Below are 16,517 nucleotides of genomic sequence, written 5' to 3' on the forward strand. Positions count from 1 at the left end.
TGTAGTGGTGGTGCCAATTCATCCATCCCCTACCGGTGTACATTCGTACATTCGATCACAGCATGGAGGTACATCATGAAGACCTCAATTAATGGCCGCAATACGGATAATGTGGTCGATCTCTTCAGCGGGAAGACCCTCTCGCAACTGCACGACGACCGTTTTATTCGGCTCGCCCCTGAGCTGGATGGTCTGGAAATCCTCTACTCTAACGATACCAGCGGTGACGTTCTCTACAGCCTACAGATTTTGGCATGGGGCCTGCGCGCCAATGGTGATGTTGTCGCATTGGTGCCCTGGCTTAACGATATCGTGCCATGCACTGACATTTGCGATCCACTCAATGGTACTTGGGAGGGATATTACGACCCTGGGATTGATGAAGTATTTTTTGAAGCCCCCATTCACAAGGTAGTGGAGCTAGAAACCGCAGCGGAGTACTACGAGCTGCAAAGTGAAGACGACCTTTCAGTAATTCAAGAAATCCCCGATACCATTGGCACCCACGCCGTTTTATCGGATAACGGGTTTCAAAGCCTTACTCTTACTCAAGTAATCAGCTGGCAATTGCTACAGGATGGCACCATATTAGCGATGTTAGCCGATGAGGATAAAGTGGTCAGCACCCCAATCTTACCTGGCGACGAATGCCTGTACCCGGCTCAGTCCAGTGACAGCTTCCGTTACTTTTTCCAACATCAAATCGCCAACAAAATTAAGGCACAAGATCCCGAAGCCATGGCCGCGATCTCGCTGCTAGTTGAACAAAGCTAACAGCAGCCTGCCAAACCACTTCACCCATGCAACCGTTAGCACCTTGGCATTTCGCCAAGGTGTTCACTCATACTTTTTTTAACCAAAACAAAAACTCGCCGCCCTGCTCTTCTTCCGATAGCAACTCGTGCCCCAAGAATTCGCAGAATCGATTGATATCGCGCTTGGTGGAAGGATCTGTGGAAAGCATCTTGATGACCTCGCCCGATTCAGCGTCGCGCACGGCATTGTGCAACAACATTATCGGCTCCGGGCAAAGCAACCCTGACGCGTCGATAAAGTGATCGTGGGAGAGATCCATGTGGGAAATTGCATTAGACATAACTTAAATATTGGCACCTTATTTTGCATGAAAATTTATCCTAATAAGTCGCCAATGAACGAGCGTTAGGCACAAATTTCTATTTTTACGGTAACGATTTTACTTTTCTAACTTGAAATCAAGATATTCTGCGACTCACTGCTAAACTCAAAACATGGATTGATTGATGCCAAAGGGCTCAAAGAAGAGCATTTTGTGGCAACAATGCCCTGTCAGCAAATTTATCTACACCGGGAGCGCTCATTAGTACTCACGGCAGACGAAGTTAGATGACAATGAAAAAGGAATAACAGCAGTTCATGATGGCTATGCAACCCGCTCTAGATTACAGCGCTACTCGAGTGGCACTCACCCCCATAAACCTGCGTGAGACGTACATTCTGCTTATGCAATCGTCTCCTGTCCTCGCTAAACGACTGCAAAACGAAATACAAGTTCAACGAAGAAGGCAAGGCGCGGTGGCGGAAGATTACCTGGGCCTTAATTTAAACATCGAAACCATCGGCCAAATCATTGTTGAACTGACCAAACTGGGTGAGCAGGTTTTACACAGCACCAACCCGCGCGCGCTGGAACGTGCACTCTTAAAAGAGCTGATCGAGTGCTGGCTGAGCCTGGCCGAGTGGATGCTCACCGACGTCGAAATCACTGACACGGTCGTCCACTAACAGCGGCGCCCATCAAAGCTACGCACATTAATAGCATCGCCAGACGGTAACACCGGCAGTCCAACTTGCCAGACGTTAGGCCAAGCAAAATTGTGCTATCGCCTGGGCCGCACTTACAATGTGTTGTTGTTGGCTAAAACCACTCTTTTTGCGCGGTTTTAAATCGTGGTCACCGTCCTCCAACCATAGCAGCTGCGTGCTAGCGGCCAACTTATAACCCGATACTTCCTCTTGGTTACCCAGGGCATCACGAGTTCCCTGGATTATTAAAATGGCTTTTTCGGCGTCTTGGAGAGGTTGCAAACGGGTGTCACTGTACTTTTTAGGCGGGTGAAATGGGTAACCAATACAAACCCCTGCCACTGCCCGACAGTCATTTAAAGCCATACTGGCGACTCTCCCCCCCATGGACTTGCCGCCTATGAACCAGGACAGCCCGGGCCAATGGCTTGCGGCGGCTTCCAGCTGGTGCTGAAACTCCGCCACGAGCACGGGCATTTTGGCGGGCGGCCTACGCTTGCCTGTGGCGGCGATCAGTGCCATATATTCAAAATTAAAGCGAACGACCAACAGGCTTTGCTGACAGAGGCTGTGTGCCATAGCAGACATAAAAGGGTGTTCCATCCCCGCCCCTGCGCCGTGAGCCAACAAAAGCGCGCCACGCGGCTGTGCAGGCTGGTCGACCAACCAATGGCCAACACGTTTCGAATGATCAGACATGAGCTATAGTGTAAGTCACAGGTTTGGGGACAGATTATCCGCAGGCACGAGATTCACGGTATCTTCATCTGCGCTGTAGACAATGACGATGTCGCCCGCCTTTAATTGTTCTTGTACTTGGGCACACTTACGAGCGAAACTGATTTCCTCGTGACCGTAATCTGTGCCTTCACGAGTGACAAATTCTTCTATGACCCCTTGCAGGGCTTCCTGGGATAACTGGTTATAGGGGATAATCATGACTTACTACGCGAACCAATGGTGTTAACACGATTATGATCGCACATTTAATAATGACTGTAATTGCCGATGATCGCCCCGGCGTTGTGGAAGTTCTGGCGGATGTCATCGCCAGCAACAAAGGCAACTGGTTAGAAAGCCAGTTAGCGCACTTACACGGAAAATTTTCCGGTATTGTTGCCATTGCCGTGCAAGAAAAAGATTTAGGCCAGTTGCAAGGCGCATTGCAAAAATTGTCTCAACAGGGCTTTGCTATTTCCAGCCAGCTGGTTGAAAAACAACCTACACGCAACAGTGCACAACCGTTCAAGTTGACCATTGTCGGCCCCGATCGCCCCGGCATCATTCGCGAGGTTTCCAAGGCCTTAGCCAAGCGAGGCATTAATTTGGTTGAGCTGTCCAGCGAGTGCTCCAGCATGCCTTGGTCCGGGGAGCCCATGTTTACCGCCCATGGCCAAGCGCATATGCCACAGGACGTCAATTTAGCCGAGCTGGGTGATGCGTTGGACACCATCGCTGAAGAGCTGGGCCTGGATATCGCCTTCGAAGATCGTCAAGAGGCATAAACACGCCTCCACTTTTCCCGCCACTGCTTTATAATCTGCCGCCGTTGTCAGCCAGCGGCGCAGAACCACATGTTTAACATCGTTTTATTTGAACCCGAAATCCCACCCAACACCGGTAATATCATTCGCCTGTGCGCTAATACTGGTTGCCACTTACAGCTTATTGCGCCCCTAGGATTTGAGCTGGACGATAAGCGCCTGCGCCGTGCGGGGCTGGATTACGGCGAGTGGAAAGACATCGAAATTCACGATGGCTGGGATGCTTTTATCGCCGCCAAAGCGCCCCAGCGGTTATACGCCGTCACCACCAAAGGCCGCAGCCTACACCACGATGTGCACTACCAAGCCAACGATTACCTGGTATTTGGCCCCGAATCACGCGGACTGCCCAACACCATTTTGGGCAGCCTAGGCCCGGAGCAAAAAATCCGCATCCCCATGCTACCAGACAGCCGCAGCATGAACTTGTCCAACGCGGCTTCCGTACTGGTTTACGAAGCTTGGCGGCAATTGAACTTTAGCGGAGCCCGTTAAAACGCTCCGCGCAGTAGTTGGGCTACCACCAGCCTGGACCAGCCGGCTACCACATTGAAACACGTTGAAACACAATCCAGAGGAAACCATGGCGAGTATCGCATTGTTCTATGGCAGCTCCACCTGCTACACCGAAATGGTGGCGGAGAAGATTGCCAATCAGCTTGGCGCCAATAACGTCGATGTGTTCAATATCGCCGACGAACCCATGGTTACTGCCGAATCCTATCCAGCCGTCATTATGGGTATCCCGACCTGGGACTACGGTGAATTACAGGAAGATTGGGAAGAGATTTGGGATGAAATTGACGACGTCGACTTCGAAGGCAAAACCGTCGCTTTATATGGCCTTGGCGATCAAATCGGATACCCGGAGTGGTTTTTAGATGCCCTGGGCTACCTGCACGCCAAGTTAGAAACACTCGGCGCTAACTTGGTTGGATATTGGCCGGTGGATGGCTACGAGTTTGAAGAATCCAAAGCCCTCACTACGGATGGCAAGCAGTTTGTGGGCTTAGCCTTGGATGAAGAAAACGAATTCGATCAGTCCGAGCAAAGAATTGCCACTTGGTGCCAGCAAATTAAGCCGGCTTTGGGTTTGTGACCACCCCCAAGGACGCAAATCAGCCGATCACCACAGCAGACCTTACCTGGGATGACAACGGCCAGCCGCTTTCCAACTATTTTGGCGACGTGTATTTTTCACGCCACAACGGCTTGGCCGAGACACAACATGTCTTTCTGCAACACAACCACTTGGCCCAGCGATTTAGCCAGTGTACAAGCGATACCCCTTTTACCATAGGCGAGACCGGCTTTGGCAGCGGGCTCAACTTTTTGGCCGCCTGGCAGTTATGGCAGCAAACGGCTCCCAGCCTGGCGCGCTTGCATTTTGTTTCTGTGGAGCGCTTTCCGCTTAGCCACGGCGATTTAGTTAAAGCACTCAGCCTTTGGCCCCAACTACAGCCCCTGGCGCAACAACTCATTGCGGCCTACCCAAAAGCCCTGTACCCAGGTGTGCACAGGCTGGGGTTTGGCCCGGTAAGCCTAACCCTTATTCTGGATGAGGCCGCTGCCGGCTTTACCCAACTACTGGCTTCCCACCACCCCGACTTCGACCATGGCTTTGCCGGGTTCGCAGTAGATGCCTGGTTTCTGGACGGCTTTGCCCCTGCCAAGAATCCAGACATGTGGCGCCCGGAGCTGTTCGCAAGCCTCGCAAGATTAAGCCGCCTTGGCACAACGCTGGCCACATTCACCGCCGCTGGCGTGGTTAAGCGGGGGCTGCAAGCGGTGGGTTTTGACATTGAAAAGGTCCCCGGTTTTGGCAAAAAGCGCGAAATGATTCGGGCGGTACGAAGTAACATCAAAGCCACACCTGAACCGCCCTTGGCGTCGCCCCTGGCGTGGCAGGCAGGCGCTAAGGTTGCCGCCCCAGTGACCACCGTAGCAGTGATTGGCGCCGGGCTTGCCGGGTGTCATACCGCTGCGGCGCTGGCTCGCCGCGGTGTGCACATTCACTTGTACGACCGCCATCCCGCCCCCGCCCAGGAGGCCTCGGGCAACCCCCAGGGTGTGGTGTATGCCAAGCTTTCGCCCCAACCAGGCAACCAAGGAGACTTTAACTGCCTAGCCCTACTCTATGCACAACGCCACTACCAATCATTTTGGGATTGCGACACACAGGACTTCGGCGACCAATGCGGTGTACTGCAATTGGCCAACGAAAAACAGGTTAAAACCTATACCGCCATCGCCAAACGCCTGGGTCAGCAAGGCCTAGTGCACTGGCTTAACCACCAGCAAACCCAGCAACAGGCCGGCGTGACCACCTCGGCGCCTGGGCTGTGGTTCCCGCAATCGGGCTGGCTTTACCCCCAAAAAGTGTGTGCCGAGCTTATCCGGCCTGCTGCAGTTACCTCTTTCTACAACACAGAAATCGGCCGCCTAGAGCCGTTACCCGGCCACCATCAGTGCTCAGACCAACCACAATGGCGCTTAGCCAACACCGAAGGACAACACCTGGGCGATTATCACAGCGTGGTGGTGGCCTGTGCTAACCAAGCCCGCGTCCTATCCCCCACCGCACACCTGCCACTGAAACCCGTGCGTGGCCAGGTTAGCCTAGTGCCGGCAACGAAGCAGAGCCGCCAGTTGAGCAGTGTAGTTTGTTCCGAGGGTTACATAGCACCGAGCTACCTCAATGACCAAGGGCTGGCCAGCCACTGCCTGGGCGCCACCTTCGACCCCAAAAGTTGTGATATGCAACCTCGGCGTGAGGACCAAAGACGCAACCTCGACGCCGCCACCGCGATGTTGCCGGAGATCAACCGCCAGTGGCCAAGGGAAGTTGACAACTGGAGCGCCCGAGTGGCCCTGCGCGCAACTTCCCCGGATTACCTACCCTTAGTAGGACCGGTAGCCGATGTCCCGGCCATGGAAACCGCCTTTGCGAGCCTGCGAAAAAATGCGCGCCAAGCCGTTGCCAGCCCAGGGCACTTTCTGCCTGGCTTATACGCCAATCTCGGCCACGGTTCCCGCGGGCTCACCTACACGCCACTGTGCGCTGAGCTGCTGGCCGCGCACCTACTGGGCGAACCACCGCCACTGGGCTTCACACTCAACCAAGCCCTGCACCCAGCCCGGTTTATCATTCGCGAGCTCATCCGTAATCAACGCTAAATAGCTAATAGATCGAAAGCGTCTAAACTTAGGGCAAGGTTTATAAACACAACAACAGCCATGGTTTAGTGCGCCAACCAGCGCCTGGGCCATTCACCAATGAGTGCACTCCTATGCTTTTGCATGTACACCCCAAGTCGAAGGCTGCCAGCGATCTCGACAGCATTCACAATTTTTATGAAAACTTGGTCATCAACCAAATAACGCAAACCAGTGAACGGGCCGCCAACGATAGCGATTTCTTGGCCGATGTGGCCTGCGTGGCGCTCAATCATCTGCCGCCGCGCTACATTCGATACGATGTCGATATGACGTTTTTCCTATCGCCACAGGAACAGCAAGAAATCCAAGATAAGGTAAACAAAGCGGTTAAAGATGCTCTGGCGTACGTAGCGAAACGGGCCCGGCCAACCGACGACTAGCACTGGGGTTGAGTCTTGCTGGGTACATGCCAGTTTGGCTACACTGGCCACCTATTGCGATGGATGCTTGGTGGCGACTTTGAATGCAAAAAAACGGATTTTAACCCTAACAACCCTATTCACCTGGGGCCTGCTGGCCCTGCCCCTACAAAGCCTTGCTGGCAACGCAATTGCCAACCTTGAATACCAAATCATCGATCAGCAACCCCACCCCAAAGGCCTTTTCACCCAGGGCTTGTTGGTGGACGGGCCCTGGATATACGAATCCAGCGGTGGTTACGGCCGCTCTAGCCTAGTGCGCTATAAGTCCAGCGATAGCTCCATGCTGGTGGAAATGCCCCTGCCCAAAAACATTTTTGCCGAAGGTCTCACCCTTCTCAACGATCGGTTTTATCTGCTGACCTGGCGGGCGGGCAAAATGCTGGTGTTTGACCGCAATTGGAACCCATTGGCCCGCCACGATTACAAGGGCGAAGGCTGGGGATTAACCCACGATGGTGAACACTTGATCATGAGCAATGGCACGGATGAAATCACCTTTTTTACTACCCGGCCATTTAAAGCGGTGAAAGCCATCAAACTGCACGGCGGCGAGCGACGCTGGAGCGCGATCAACGAATTGGAATACGCCAACGGAATACTGTGGGCCAACCGCTGGTTTAGCGACGACGTACTGGCCATCGACCCTAACACCGGCGAAGTATTAGCGCGGCTGGATTTTTCGGACATCGCCAAACAATTCCGGGTCGGCAGGGGCGCCCGCGAAAAAGTACTCAATGGTTTAGCGTGGAGCGAACCAGATCAGGCAATGTGGCTGACAGGCAAATATTGGGATCGCCGGTTCTTGGTGAAATTCCCGGCGACCCTGGAGGAGATTACTCTGCCAACGGCTGAGCGCTAGCAACGGCCTCGTCAATCAAAGACTGGCCAACGGCGGCGAGCTTATCTTCGGTGATGGGATTTTTACTTTTGCGGGCCTTCCATGCGTTCACGCCCACTTTGAACTGCTCGCAGGGCAAGCCCTCAATTTGCTGTAGCGCTTTGCTGATTCTGGCCGCGGTCGCCTGAGCTTGGCGGGAATCGGACTCCGGCAATAAAACCACCAGCTGGTCTTCCCCAAAGCGAGCACAGACATCCACCTTACGCACCGCATCGCGCAGAGCTTGGGCCACCTTCGGCATCAACGGATGATCTCCACCCATGCAAGATTGCACAGCAACGCAGGCCAAGTAACCGCTGCAATTGGCGGTACGCTCTAACTCGCGCTGCATAGCACATTGTAGATATCGCTGGCTGCCCACTTGTAGAACCGGGTCTATTTCCTTTTGCAGTTGTTGCGCTTCGCGCTCCAAACAGGCGCTAATGCAACGGCTAACAATTGCGGCCAGATGCTCTAATAAATTGGCATCCTTGGCAGAGGTAAAGCGAGTGCTCTCACTACTGGCTAAATGCAAGCTGCCGATAACACGATGTTGATCCATTAAAGGCAAAAAGGCTGCACTGCCTACTTTGGGCGCACCGGGGAACAATCGGGTGGCGGTTAACACATCCACCTCTTGCAGCATTACGATGGGGTCAGAGGGATAAATCTTTTGGTAGAAATCCGGGCTTTGACGCAACTGCAGACGGTTGTGAAAATTGCCAACTTGTATTCTGCCAAATAATTGGTCTTTGCTGCCGTCTTCATCTAACAACAGTAAACTGGCACTGGCTAGACGGAAATGACGACAGGACTCATCCAGTAGTAGCTGAAACAACTGGTGCACGCTGGCGGCATTGAGGAGCTGTAGCTCAAAAGATTGGAAGTGCTTGAGAACCTTTTGATTATCATCGATTTTATCAAGCAATTGTTGGACTATTTCGCGCAGGCGACGGTTTTCGTTGGCAATACTCATTTCCACAACGATTCTTTCCTTCATTGACTGTGTTCTTACGTGGGCAATTCAGGCGCGTTTTACTACCACGCTCTGAAGCACACCCCTGCGGCTTTGTATCCGCTTATACAGGGGTTATCGGCAAGCTGGCGCGAAGTTGAAGCCAAATTTGAAAAGCCGACGAACGGTAATCGTGATTAAAACTTGGGAAGATCAACGTATTACAGTAATCTGTAGGCTGAATATAGAGGCGCAAAAACATACCTTCTACGGCCAGCACGCAACGAACGTTTTCAATGAACACCGTTTGAGCAACAGAGGTTTTCTACGTAACGCTAAGATGGCAATAGAAAGTGTGATGGTAAACGGAACAGGCGAGGCATGAGTGGTAACAAAAATGGTAATAGAAAAAGCCATTGAATTTGCAAAGAATGAAAATCCTTGTGTCTTGATTACCGACCAAAAACAAAAAGCCGCTGCAGAATTAAAACTCGCTTACCGTAAAATAAGGAAGATTTAATGCAAGCGAAATCAACTCCACGCTCGGTGGTTGTACTGACCGGCGCAGGCATTTCTGCCGAGTCTGGATTAAAAACCTTTCGCGATAATAACGGCCTGTGGGAAAATCATCCCGTTGAAGACGTTGCCACGCCCCAGGCATTTGCAGCCAATCCAACGCTGGTACATCGTTTTTATAATTTACGCCGAGCTCAATTAGTCAACAAAGCCAAACCTAACACGGCCCATAAAGTCCTGGCCGATTTTGAAATGTCGTTTCGCGGTGATTACACACTCATCACACAAAATGTAGACGATTTACACGAACGGGCTGGCAGTAAAAATGTGTTGCACATGCACGGAGAGCTATTGAAAATTCGCTGTGCAGAAAGTGGCGAAATTTATAGCCACCAACAAGATCTCGACCAAAATATGTCCTGCCCCTGCTGTAACAAATCCGGCCAATTGCGCCCGCACATAGTTTGGTTTGGCGAAATCCCACTGTACATGAATGACATTGAATCCGTCCTAGCCCAGTGCGATTTATTTGTCTCCATTGGCACCTCCGGTAATGTTTACCCAGCGGCGGGCTTTCAACAACTGGCCAAACATTATGGCGCACATACGGTTGAGCTAAATTTAGAGCCATCAATGGCGGCCAGCCATTTTCATGAACAGCATTACGGCCTAGCGTCGGAGCTGGTACCCGAATTCTTCCAAACTGTTTTAGGAAACCCACTATGACCACAGCACTCAATGAGACATTGCAGGCCATTGATGCCATCAACCGCGAAGACCCAAACCTAGAAACCGTCGCCGGCGAGCAACAACCAAAAGAGCTGATCTACAGCCAACGCATGAGCGAGCAATTGGCGGCGTTCTTTCCCGCTGCCCCAGAAACCTTACAGATTGCAGCACGGGCACAGCACATCGGCCGCTGGAAAATTCCACGCTCGGATTACCCCATGGACAAGCCAGGCTATAAACGCTGGCGCACAGAACTGGGCAAATTCCACGCCGACACCACGGCCCAAATTATGAGCGAAAAAGGCTATGGCGAAGCGGATATCGCCCAAACCAAACAGCTATTAACCAAGCGGGGAATCAAATCCGACGAATTGGTGCAAGCTCTGGAGGACGTAATATGCCTGGTGTTTGTTCAATATTATTTGGACGATTTCGCCAACAAACACGAACGCCCTAAGGTCATCGATATTATTCAAAAGACTTGGCGCAAAATGTCCGATCAAGGCCACGCCGCGGCCTTAAAACTACCGCTCACAGAGCAATCACTGGCATTAGTGCAAGAAGCCCTGGCTTAACCGGGTATTCGGTTCACGGCGCTGCAAGCTGTTGGCGCCGATGACAATGGCCAAGTTTATGGAAATGACGACAAAACCACGGCGAAGCTAGCCAGTTTCGTGTTTTGTTTCGGGCCGCTATTGAAACGAATAAACGACAGCGATGCCGTTACAGGAAGGGATGGGAGCCCCGGCCTTACTCCTGGCCTGGGCTGCGCTTTAACTTAAGCAGTGTTTTACGCGGACGATCCGGATTGGGCCTATGCACCGGGCGCACGGGTCTGTTGCTGCTCTTGGCGGCTTTGGCCAGCGCCTCCACCCCATATCGAAGTAGACGCACCTGTTCCAATGCAGTTAAGTGCTTGGGAAATGGCCCCGGATGCACTGCCGATGGATTACGAACAGATCCTTCTACTGACAAGGAAAAACCTGTGGTATGCGTTGCCGACATAGCCTCTAGGTTAACTTCCCAGTCATCAAAGTTGATGCCTGACATACCGCTTTTTGCTCTTTGCTTGTTTTGACTCTAGGGACGGGATTTTAAACCTCGAACCCCCTGCGCAGGAACCCCTTTACACAAATTTACTTAGTAAATTCAAGAATTTTATAACTTTTTTACATGAGTGGATGATCAAAGACCGCCAATTTCCGTTCATAGAACGTTTTATGGGGTGGTTTACTCAATTAATTTATTAACAAAATTAGATAAACAGCGCTGTAATGCAAAGAACTGTGAAACAAGTCAGGTTTAACGCCGCCATACCAGCGGCACCTAATATTTTTATGAATCGGCTTTAGATTGAGTACGGCGCTGCCTGGCCGGCGGCGCTGCGCCAATGTGAACCTGAGAACGCTGCAGGGCCAACTCCACCTGCTTTTGGCGCTCTTTAAAGCGGCTGAGTTGCTCAGACGACAATTTGTCGTAACAGTGTGGGCAGCACACACCTTTCTCATAGTGTGGTGATTGTTTATCTTGCTCAGTGATGGGATAACGGCAACCGTGGCATTGGTCATAGTGGCCTTTTTCTAACTTGTGGTTCACCGCCACCCGGTTGTCGAATACAAAGCACTCGCCTTGCCATAGGCTCTCTTCTGCGGGCACCTCTTCGAAATATTTCAAGATACCGCCCTTGAGGTGGTAAACCTCATCAAAGCCCTGCTCTTTCATATAGGCTGTGGATTTCTCGCAGCGAATACCACCGGTACAAAACATGGCCACTTTTTTGTGCTTGGCCGGGTCTAGATTGTCTTTAACGTAGGCTGGAAACTCTCGAAAGGTAGTGGTTTCGGGGTTTACCGCGTTTTCGAAGGTGCCTATGGCGTATTCATAGTCGTTGCGCGTATCCACCACCACGACATCCGGGTCAGAGATCAGATCGTTCCAATCTTTGGCCTCAACGTAGGTGCCAACCACGTGATTGGGATCAATTCCCTCCACCCCCATGGTGACAATCTCCTTTTTTAGCTTCACCTTCATGCGGTAGAACGGCTGTTCCTGATAATAGGATTCTTTGTGGTCTAGCTCTGCTAGGCGCGGGTCTTGTCGCAAATACGCCAATAACGCATCAATGGCTTGGCGCGAGCCCGACACAGTGCCGTTAATGCCCTCTTTGGCCAATAACAGCGTGCCTTTAATGTCTTGGCTTTTGCAAAACGCAAGCAGTGAAGGTTGGATCTGTTCAAAATCCGGCAGGGCGACGAAGCGATACATCGCCGCGACAACGATTTCCATAGGGTAGCCTTTTACAACGAATAGTGACTTAAAACCCTGGCGTAAACAGGGCTCGACTGTAAAAACGCGCGCATTTTAGCCGCTGAAGCAAGATTTTGCGAGGGCAAAGCAGTTCCGCCGCCGCCAACCCCGTAAGGGCTACTTGCCACCGCCTCCCAAACACTGTGGCGAGTTAGGCGCTAGGCCCTTTTCCTGCCACTCGGTTGGGGTATAGGCGTGGATAGCCAGCGCATGCACACCACCGGCGAGCTCTTGCTGCAACTGTTGGTACACCAACTGATGCCTTTGCACCAAGCGCTTTTCCTGAAACTGGTCACTCACCACCACCACTTTAAAATGCGATTCGGAGCCCGGCGGCACATTGTGCATGTGGCTTTCGTTGTCCACAGACAGAAACACCGGGGCCAGCCCAGTGGTTAGCTTTTGTTCAATAATGGGCTCTATCACTTTAGCCATGGTTTAACAGCTCCTGTAAGTTCAAGGTGTGGCGCGTTTGAGGTGTGCTTAGTTTAAGGTACGGCCAGCCGGCGAACCTTACCACCGAACAGCCCTGTGCTTCAAAAACCGCTAGGTTTCAAAAGATGTACCAGGCCTTTGACGGGGCTTTTACCGGACCTTAACGCTCTTACGCCTAGAGGATGCTATACAAGTAATCGTTGATATTTCCCTTCTAATGGCAGAGGCAAACCCTCCCAAAAACCGAGCAAAGCAATCCAAAGGCCAATTTAAATTGGAATATGAGATCAAATTCGCACTTTAACAAGTCAACCCAAACAACAGACCATTTGGTAATTCTGGCATTGCCCCTTAGAAATAAAAGCGATAGAAACTAACTCGCACATACCAAGAGGTAATCTATACTTGGTTTACGATAAAGATTTAGAAGTGTGAGGGTAGATCAATGCCAGCGAAAAGCTGCTTAGAGGCAAACCAGCTTGTTTTTGTAAATCGCCGCCGTGGTAACGACAGACGCTTAGAGCAAGATCGATGTAAAGACTTGAACATGGATTTGTTTCACCGCAAACGCCGCAAATCCACAGACCGACGCAGCACTAACCGCACCCTGGCCGAAGACTACATGGCGTTCAGTGAGAAACACCATCCCAGCCTAGAAACGTTCATAACGCCTAACTAATTAACCACTCTCTAAACGAGTTGAGCGCTCTCTCGACCCGGTCAACCAAGCCGTCAGCAGGAAGCAATAATGTTGGGGTCATCTTTACTGGCCAGGGCGTGCTGGCGGTTTTGCACAGCCGCCGCAATGCGCTTAATGGGCTGCTCCAACATTTGCTTCAACTCGTCGCTAGCTGCTATTTTTTCCAATGCCTTATTAAAGCACAACAGCCACTGCTCAGTTTCTTCAGGCCCAATGCTGTATGGTTTGTGTGGTTCAGTTAAACACACGGTGCCCTGTTTAGCCTGATACAAAGATGGGCCGCCCATCCAACCGGTTAAATAGTCGCTCAGCTTTTGTTTTACGTCGGTTAAATCTTGCGCGTGCATTGCACGAATGCCCCGCACTTCAGGTAATTCGTCCATAGCATCGTAAAACGCGCAGGCCAATTGCTGAACGCCCTCTGCGCCCAGTATTTCGTAGGGAGTTTTCATACTTCGCTCCGTGCTTACTTATTGTTATTAACTAAAAATGTAGAGGCTAAGCTTCGAGATTATACACTTTTGGACCGCCCGAGTGGCGTTATAGATTATGGACCGCCCGCGTTTACATTAAGAAGCGATAGAAAAGAGTATCAAAAAATCAGAAATTAGACTGGCTAGGTTGACCGGGTTGCCAGGGCAACGGAGCCAATCGCTGAAAGGCGTCTTTCATTAGCTCATCCCAGGAAGCGCGCAAATTACGTAGGAACTCATCGTCCTCAGAATAGGACGTGTAGTACCCAGGTTGCAGGGTGCCGGCCTCTAGGATGTTCATTTCTATGGGCGGGCCTACGGTAAGGTTACTGCGCAGCGTAGCGTCCATGGAAACTAAACCGCACAGAGCGGCGCTCTCTATGGGTGTTTCTAAATCAATCACCCGATCCATAATCGGCTTGCCGTATTTAGCCTCTCCAATTTGCAAAAAGGGTTTGTGGTTGGAAGTAGCGATATAATTGCCCGCCGAGTAAATCATAAATAACCCGCTGGCCGCGCCCAAAATTTCTCCAGCCAATAAAAAGGTGCACTCAAATAACGGCCCACCGCCAGTATTGCCTTTTTGCGCTTTGACGTTAACCCGCCCTAAATAAGCGGCCGCTTCTGCCATATTAGCCACAGTGTTTAGGTTCTCCTTGGCGCCTTTAGCCATTTCGGCTTCCAGCTGAGTGATCACCGCCTGGGTGGTGGCCAGATTACCCGCTGAACACACCACAAATTGGCGTTCGCCAGGGATACCATAGCGCCACATCTTGCTGTAGGAGCTGATATTGTCGACGCCGGCACTGGTGCGTGAATCAGATATCATCACGATACCTTGATTCACTTTAATTCCTAAACAGTAGGTCACGTATTTTTGCTCTTCTCTCATCCTTTGGGTGGGCTATGGGAACACAAGCCAGCGGCACTGACAAGGGTGATTTCTCACTGCCACAAAGCCTTCATAATTAGCTGTAGCATTGCGGCTCCCGCGGGCATACCGCACCCCTGGAACAAATCACCCGGGCCTCCGATGCCAGGCCGGATTCTACCCACCCAATATTCAATATTTTGGCCACGCGCAGCAGCTCTCGGCTGATCGTTTGCGGAATGATAGCCGAGCCGCCACCGGCCACACAGGCCTCCCGTAATTGCTCTGCCAAGCCGTGCCCATCTTGCATCTGGGTATCCAACGCGGGGGTCAAATCAATGCCCGCGCAGAGCACGTGGTCGTTCTCTGCCAAATCGGACACCTTGCGCGACTGACAGGCGTAGATACGAGGTCCGCCAGAGGCTGCCATCACCGAGATTTGCGCGCAGTCTTGGTTGCTATCGACATTCACCATACGGAACACCGCCCAGTGTTGGCAGGCGTCCTCTACCAACCGCATATTGCCCCAGGGTAAGGGAATACCATTACCGCGATACACCGCACGCAAGGTGCCAGGCGCGTAGGCATCGAAGTAGTGCCAATGGGGGTATGGCGAAACCGCCGTCATTCGGCGCATGGCCACCGCTGGCGTTACGCCAATGATCTTGTGCACATCGATACTATAGGCCATACGATCTAACAATTGACGAAATGGCACCTTAGGACACAGCAAAGCCCCAGCGAAAAAACTGCATTCAAAGTCCCGCCAGGCTTGAAGAATATCCAAGGCATTGACCTCCGACGAGTGCGCTACGCCCGTCTCGCCTTGGTTGAGGGTGATACTCTGGCTGCGGCCGGTGACTAGGTAGCTTTTTACGCCGTCTTTATCGTGCAACGTGCAGTGGCCGAGGTGCACCGCCAAATCGTACTTCAAGCGATCTGGCTGGCTTTTAAGGCGATTGTTAAGGCATATCTTGTTGGGCGGCTCGAAGTACGAGCGCACCACCGTTTGTGACATCACCCCCAGTTCATCGGCCATTTCTTCCGGCACCGCGTCAAACCAATGTACCTCCAGCCCCAGGCGACCACAGACGGCTATTAGGTCATGCTCATCCATAGGCATGCGTTTTTGACCGACCTCCTCCGCCGCCCGTTCCAAATCGGGGAAATGGTTGCGGTGATATTCTTGATAGGCACGAATCAATAATTGCGCGAATTGACGCCCGCTGGTACCGGTCTGGGCCAACATCTCTGGCAGTGCAATTTGCAGAATATCGTTAGAAAACAAGAAGCTGGGTTCCAGTGCCATGCCGGCAATGCCCCCCCGGTTGTTTTTAACTGGGGTGATTTCCGCGTCGGCCGAGCTATCGTCCATAAACCAGCCGATATCTTTCTGAAAAACTTCTGCTATTACTTCTAACATACCCTCCGACGGCACCCTCTTGCCGCGCTCGATCATGGATAAATACGACACTGAAGGAGCCTGTTCAGGGTTGATTTTGACGCACCGGGAGGACAAATCCTCCATGGTTAAGTGATTGTTTTTGCGCAGGTTTCTTATCTTTGTTCCCAAAAAATGGGACTTGCGTAGCAGATTATTTGAGATCTTCATTTTGTGTAATTTCGCTTGTGAAAAAATTTACCCATTTGTGTAATTTACACTGTGTAATTTCTTTTGTGAAAT

The 16,517-nt window shown here is 51.7% G+C and carries 22 protein-coding genes; 12 read left to right on the forward strand and 10 right to left on the reverse strand.

Annotated features, from left to right (window positions below; all coding sequences use genetic code 11):
- The first annotated feature begins 75 nt into the window (after positions 1–75).
- Entirely contained in the window at positions 76–774 is a 699-nt protein-coding gene (locus tag ACGHM3_RS16760; protein ID WP_345425329.1) for a hypothetical protein, read from the forward strand.
- Between the two features lie 67 nt (positions 775–841).
- Here ACGHM3_RS16760 and tusA read toward each other — a convergent pair whose 3' ends face one another.
- Positions 842–1,096, reverse strand: coding sequence for a sulfurtransferase TusA (gene tusA, locus ACGHM3_RS16765; protein WP_345425331.1), 255 nt, complete (start codon positions 1,094–1,096; stop codon positions 842–844).
- A gap of 299 nt (positions 1,097–1,395) precedes the next feature.
- On the opposite strand from tusA, the gene ACGHM3_RS16770 reads away from it, so the two are divergent.
- Positions 1,396–1,764 carry a hypothetical protein gene (locus tag ACGHM3_RS16770; protein WP_345425334.1) on the forward strand — a complete coding sequence of 123 codons (369 nt, stop codon included), beginning with the start codon at positions 1,396–1,398 and terminating at the stop codon, positions 1,762–1,764.
- 75 nt (positions 1,765–1,839) lie between these two features.
- Here the strand turns inward: ACGHM3_RS16770 and ACGHM3_RS16775 are convergent, their stop codons facing one another.
- A complete protein-coding gene (locus tag ACGHM3_RS16775) occupies positions 1,840–2,484 on the reverse strand; it encodes an alpha/beta family hydrolase (RefSeq protein ID WP_345425337.1) in 645 nt (214 codons plus the stop codon).
- A 15-nt stretch (positions 2,485–2,499) separates the two neighbouring features.
- Positions 2,500–2,724 (reverse strand): YheU family protein, encoded by a 225-nt coding sequence (locus tag ACGHM3_RS16780; RefSeq protein ID WP_345425340.1) that lies wholly within the window; start codon positions 2,722–2,724, stop codon positions 2,500–2,502.
- Between the two features lie 35 nt (positions 2,725–2,759).
- Between ACGHM3_RS16780 and ACGHM3_RS16785 the strand changes: the two genes are divergently transcribed.
- The 6 genes from ACGHM3_RS16785 to ACGHM3_RS16810 all read left to right on the forward strand — a co-directional run bounded on the left by ACGHM3_RS16785 (position 2,760) and on the right by ACGHM3_RS16810 (position 7,829).
- Entirely contained in the window at positions 2,760–3,290 is a 531-nt protein-coding gene (locus tag ACGHM3_RS16785) for an ACT domain-containing protein (protein WP_345425343.1), read from the forward strand.
- A gap of 69 nt (positions 3,291–3,359) precedes the next feature.
- Positions 3,360–3,824, forward strand: coding sequence for a tRNA (uridine(34)/cytosine(34)/5-carboxymethylaminomethyluridine(34)-2'-O)-methyltransferase TrmL (trmL, locus tag ACGHM3_RS16790; RefSeq protein ID WP_345425346.1), 465 nt, complete (start codon positions 3,360–3,362; stop codon positions 3,822–3,824).
- Positions 3,825–3,912: 88 nt separating this feature from the next.
- Positions 3,913–4,428, forward strand: a complete 516-nt coding sequence (gene fldB / locus ACGHM3_RS16795) for a flavodoxin FldB (protein WP_345425349.1) — start codon at positions 3,913–3,915, stop codon at positions 4,426–4,428.
- The gene (gene mnmC, locus ACGHM3_RS16800; RefSeq protein WP_345425352.1) at positions 4,425–6,506 is read left to right on the forward strand and encodes a bifunctional tRNA (5-methylaminomethyl-2-thiouridine)(34)-methyltransferase MnmD/FAD-dependent 5-carboxymethylaminomethyl-2-thiouridine(34) oxidoreductase MnmC; all 2,082 of its coding nucleotides are present in this window, start codon (positions 4,425–4,427) and stop codon (positions 6,504–6,506) included. The genes fldB and mnmC overlap by 4 nt, the downstream gene beginning before the upstream one ends.
- A gap of 113 nt (positions 6,507–6,619) precedes the next feature.
- The gene (locus ACGHM3_RS16805; RefSeq protein ID WP_345425355.1) at positions 6,620–6,928 is read left to right on the forward strand and encodes a late competence development ComFB family protein; all 309 of its coding nucleotides are present in this window, start codon (positions 6,620–6,622) and stop codon (positions 6,926–6,928) included.
- A 79-nt stretch (positions 6,929–7,007) separates the two neighbouring features.
- Positions 7,008–7,829, forward strand: coding sequence for a glutaminyl-peptide cyclotransferase (locus ACGHM3_RS16810; protein WP_345425358.1), 822 nt, complete (start codon positions 7,008–7,010; stop codon positions 7,827–7,829).
- On the opposite strand, the gene ACGHM3_RS16815 is transcribed toward ACGHM3_RS16810, so the two are convergent.
- The gene (locus ACGHM3_RS16815) at positions 7,804–8,847 is read right to left on the reverse strand and encodes a DUF484 family protein (RefSeq protein ID WP_345425361.1); all 1,044 of its coding nucleotides are present in this window, start codon (positions 8,845–8,847) and stop codon (positions 7,804–7,806) included. The two genes, ACGHM3_RS16810 and ACGHM3_RS16815, sit on opposite strands and share 26 nt — an antisense overlap.
- 340 nt (positions 8,848–9,187) lie before the next feature.
- On the opposite strand from ACGHM3_RS16815, the gene ACGHM3_RS16820 reads away from it, so the two are divergent.
- From ACGHM3_RS16820 to ACGHM3_RS16830, 3 genes are read left to right on the forward strand one after another with little or no spacing between them, the layout of a single operon-like run.
- The gene (locus ACGHM3_RS16820; RefSeq protein WP_390517285.1) at positions 9,188–9,322 is read left to right on the forward strand and encodes a hypothetical protein; all 135 of its coding nucleotides are present in this window, start codon (positions 9,188–9,190) and stop codon (positions 9,320–9,322) included.
- Positions 9,322–10,044: a Sir2 family NAD+-dependent deacetylase gene (gene cobB / locus ACGHM3_RS16825; protein ID WP_345425367.1), complete on the forward strand. Its 723-nt coding sequence runs from the start codon at positions 9,322–9,324 to the stop codon at positions 10,042–10,044. The genes ACGHM3_RS16820 and cobB overlap by 1 nt, the downstream gene beginning before the upstream one ends.
- Complete coding sequence (locus ACGHM3_RS16830; RefSeq protein ID WP_345425370.1) at positions 10,041–10,622, forward strand: DUF4202 domain-containing protein; 582 nt, start codon at positions 10,041–10,043, stop codon at positions 10,620–10,622. The genes cobB and ACGHM3_RS16830 overlap by 4 nt, the downstream gene beginning before the upstream one ends.
- 175 nt (positions 10,623–10,797) lie before the next feature.
- Here the strand turns inward: ACGHM3_RS16830 and ACGHM3_RS16835 are convergent, their stop codons facing one another.
- The 3 genes from ACGHM3_RS16835 to ACGHM3_RS16845 all read right to left on the reverse strand — a co-directional run bounded on the left by ACGHM3_RS16835 (position 10,798) and on the right by ACGHM3_RS16845 (position 12,789).
- Entirely contained in the window at positions 10,798–11,097 is a 300-nt protein-coding gene (locus tag ACGHM3_RS16835; RefSeq protein WP_345425373.1) for a hypothetical protein, read from the reverse strand.
- 285 nt (positions 11,098–11,382) lie between these two features.
- Positions 11,383–12,333: a rhodanese-related sulfurtransferase gene (locus tag ACGHM3_RS16840; RefSeq protein ID WP_345425376.1), complete on the reverse strand. Its 951-nt coding sequence runs from the start codon at positions 12,331–12,333 to the stop codon at positions 11,383–11,385.
- A 138-nt stretch (positions 12,334–12,471) separates the two neighbouring features.
- The gene (locus ACGHM3_RS16845) at positions 12,472–12,789 is read right to left on the reverse strand and encodes a BolA/IbaG family iron-sulfur metabolism protein (RefSeq protein WP_345425379.1); all 318 of its coding nucleotides are present in this window, start codon (positions 12,787–12,789) and stop codon (positions 12,472–12,474) included.
- Positions 12,790–13,234: 445 nt separating this feature from the next.
- On the opposite strand from ACGHM3_RS16845, the gene ACGHM3_RS16850 reads away from it, so the two are divergent.
- Positions 13,235–13,468 (forward strand): hypothetical protein, encoded by a 234-nt coding sequence (locus ACGHM3_RS16850; RefSeq protein WP_345425382.1) that lies wholly within the window; start codon positions 13,235–13,237, stop codon positions 13,466–13,468.
- A gap of 53 nt (positions 13,469–13,521) precedes the next feature.
- On the opposite strand, the gene ACGHM3_RS16855 is transcribed toward ACGHM3_RS16850, so the two are convergent.
- The 3 genes from ACGHM3_RS16855 to ACGHM3_RS16865 form a co-directional block, all read right to left on the reverse strand.
- Positions 13,522–13,941, reverse strand: a complete 420-nt coding sequence (locus ACGHM3_RS16855; RefSeq protein ID WP_345425385.1) for a group II truncated hemoglobin — start codon at positions 13,939–13,941, stop codon at positions 13,522–13,524.
- Positions 13,942–14,089: 148 nt separating this feature from the next.
- Positions 14,090–14,854: a peptidase gene (locus ACGHM3_RS16860; RefSeq protein ID WP_345425388.1), complete on the reverse strand. Its 765-nt coding sequence runs from the start codon at positions 14,852–14,854 to the stop codon at positions 14,090–14,092.
- 76 nt (positions 14,855–14,930) lie between these two features.
- Positions 14,931–16,445 carry a DUF3612 domain-containing protein gene (locus ACGHM3_RS16865; protein ID WP_345425391.1) on the reverse strand — a complete coding sequence of 505 codons (1,515 nt, stop codon included), beginning with the start codon at positions 16,443–16,445 and terminating at the stop codon, positions 14,931–14,933.
- Positions 16,446–16,517 lie beyond the last annotated feature (72 nt).

Origin of the sequence: Halioxenophilus aromaticivorans (genome assembly GCF_042850945.1) — a bacterium.
GTDB lineage: Bacteria > Pseudomonadota > Gammaproteobacteria > Pseudomonadales > Cellvibrionaceae > Halioxenophilus > Halioxenophilus aromaticivorans.

What these genes read in the sequence shown, in the direction of transcription:
- ACGHM3_RS16760 (WP_345425329.1), top strand. Translation starts at nt 76, where the DNA reads ATGAAGACCTCAATTAATGGCCGCAATACGGATAATGTGGTCGATCTC.
- tusA (WP_345425331.1), bottom strand. Translation starts at nt 1,096, where the DNA reads ATGTCTAATGCAATTTCCCACATGGATCTCTCCCACGATCACTTTATC.
- ACGHM3_RS16770 (WP_345425334.1), top strand. Translation starts at nt 1,396, where the DNA reads ATGATGGCTATGCAACCCGCTCTAGATTACAGCGCTACTCGAGTGGCA.
- ACGHM3_RS16775 (WP_345425337.1), bottom strand. Translation starts at nt 2,484, where the DNA reads ATGTCTGATCATTCGAAACGTGTTGGCCATTGGTTGGTCGACCAGCCT.
- ACGHM3_RS16780 (WP_345425340.1), bottom strand. Translation starts at nt 2,724, where the DNA reads ATGATTATCCCCTATAACCAGTTATCCCAGGAAGCCCTGCAAGGGGTC.
- ACGHM3_RS16785 (WP_345425343.1), top strand. Translation starts at nt 2,760, where the DNA reads ATGATCGCACATTTAATAATGACTGTAATTGCCGATGATCGCCCCGGC.
- trmL (WP_345425346.1), top strand. Translation starts at nt 3,360, where the DNA reads ATGTTTAACATCGTTTTATTTGAACCCGAAATCCCACCCAACACCGGT.
- fldB (WP_345425349.1), top strand. Translation starts at nt 3,913, where the DNA reads ATGGCGAGTATCGCATTGTTCTATGGCAGCTCCACCTGCTACACCGAA.
- ACGHM3_RS16805 (WP_345425355.1), top strand. Translation starts at nt 6,620, where the DNA reads ATGCTTTTGCATGTACACCCCAAGTCGAAGGCTGCCAGCGATCTCGAC.
- ACGHM3_RS16815 (WP_345425361.1), bottom strand. Translation starts at nt 8,847, where the DNA reads ATGAAGGAAAGAATCGTTGTGGAAATGAGTATTGCCAACGAAAACCGT.
- cobB (WP_345425367.1), top strand. Translation starts at nt 9,322, where the DNA reads ATGCAAGCGAAATCAACTCCACGCTCGGTGGTTGTACTGACCGGCGCA.
- ACGHM3_RS16830 (WP_345425370.1), top strand. Translation starts at nt 10,041, where the DNA reads ATGACCACAGCACTCAATGAGACATTGCAGGCCATTGATGCCATCAAC.
- ACGHM3_RS16835 (WP_345425373.1), bottom strand. Translation starts at nt 11,097, where the DNA reads ATGTCAGGCATCAACTTTGATGACTGGGAAGTTAACCTAGAGGCTATG.
- ACGHM3_RS16840 (WP_345425376.1), bottom strand. Translation starts at nt 12,333, where the DNA reads ATGGAAATCGTTGTCGCGGCGATGTATCGCTTCGTCGCCCTGCCGGAT.
- ACGHM3_RS16845 (WP_345425379.1), bottom strand. Translation starts at nt 12,789, where the DNA reads ATGGCTAAAGTGATAGAGCCCATTATTGAACAAAAGCTAACCACTGGG.
- ACGHM3_RS16850 (WP_345425382.1), top strand. Translation starts at nt 13,235, where the DNA reads ATGCCAGCGAAAAGCTGCTTAGAGGCAAACCAGCTTGTTTTTGTAAAT.
- ACGHM3_RS16855 (WP_345425385.1), bottom strand. Translation starts at nt 13,941, where the DNA reads ATGAAAACTCCCTACGAAATACTGGGCGCAGAGGGCGTTCAGCAATTG.
- ACGHM3_RS16860 (WP_345425388.1), bottom strand. Translation starts at nt 14,854, where the DNA reads ATGAGAGAAGAGCAAAAATACGTGACCTACTGTTTAGGAATTAAAGTG.
- ACGHM3_RS16865 (WP_345425391.1), bottom strand. Translation starts at nt 16,445, where the DNA reads ATGAAGATCTCAAATAATCTGCTACGCAAGTCCCATTTTTTGGGAACA.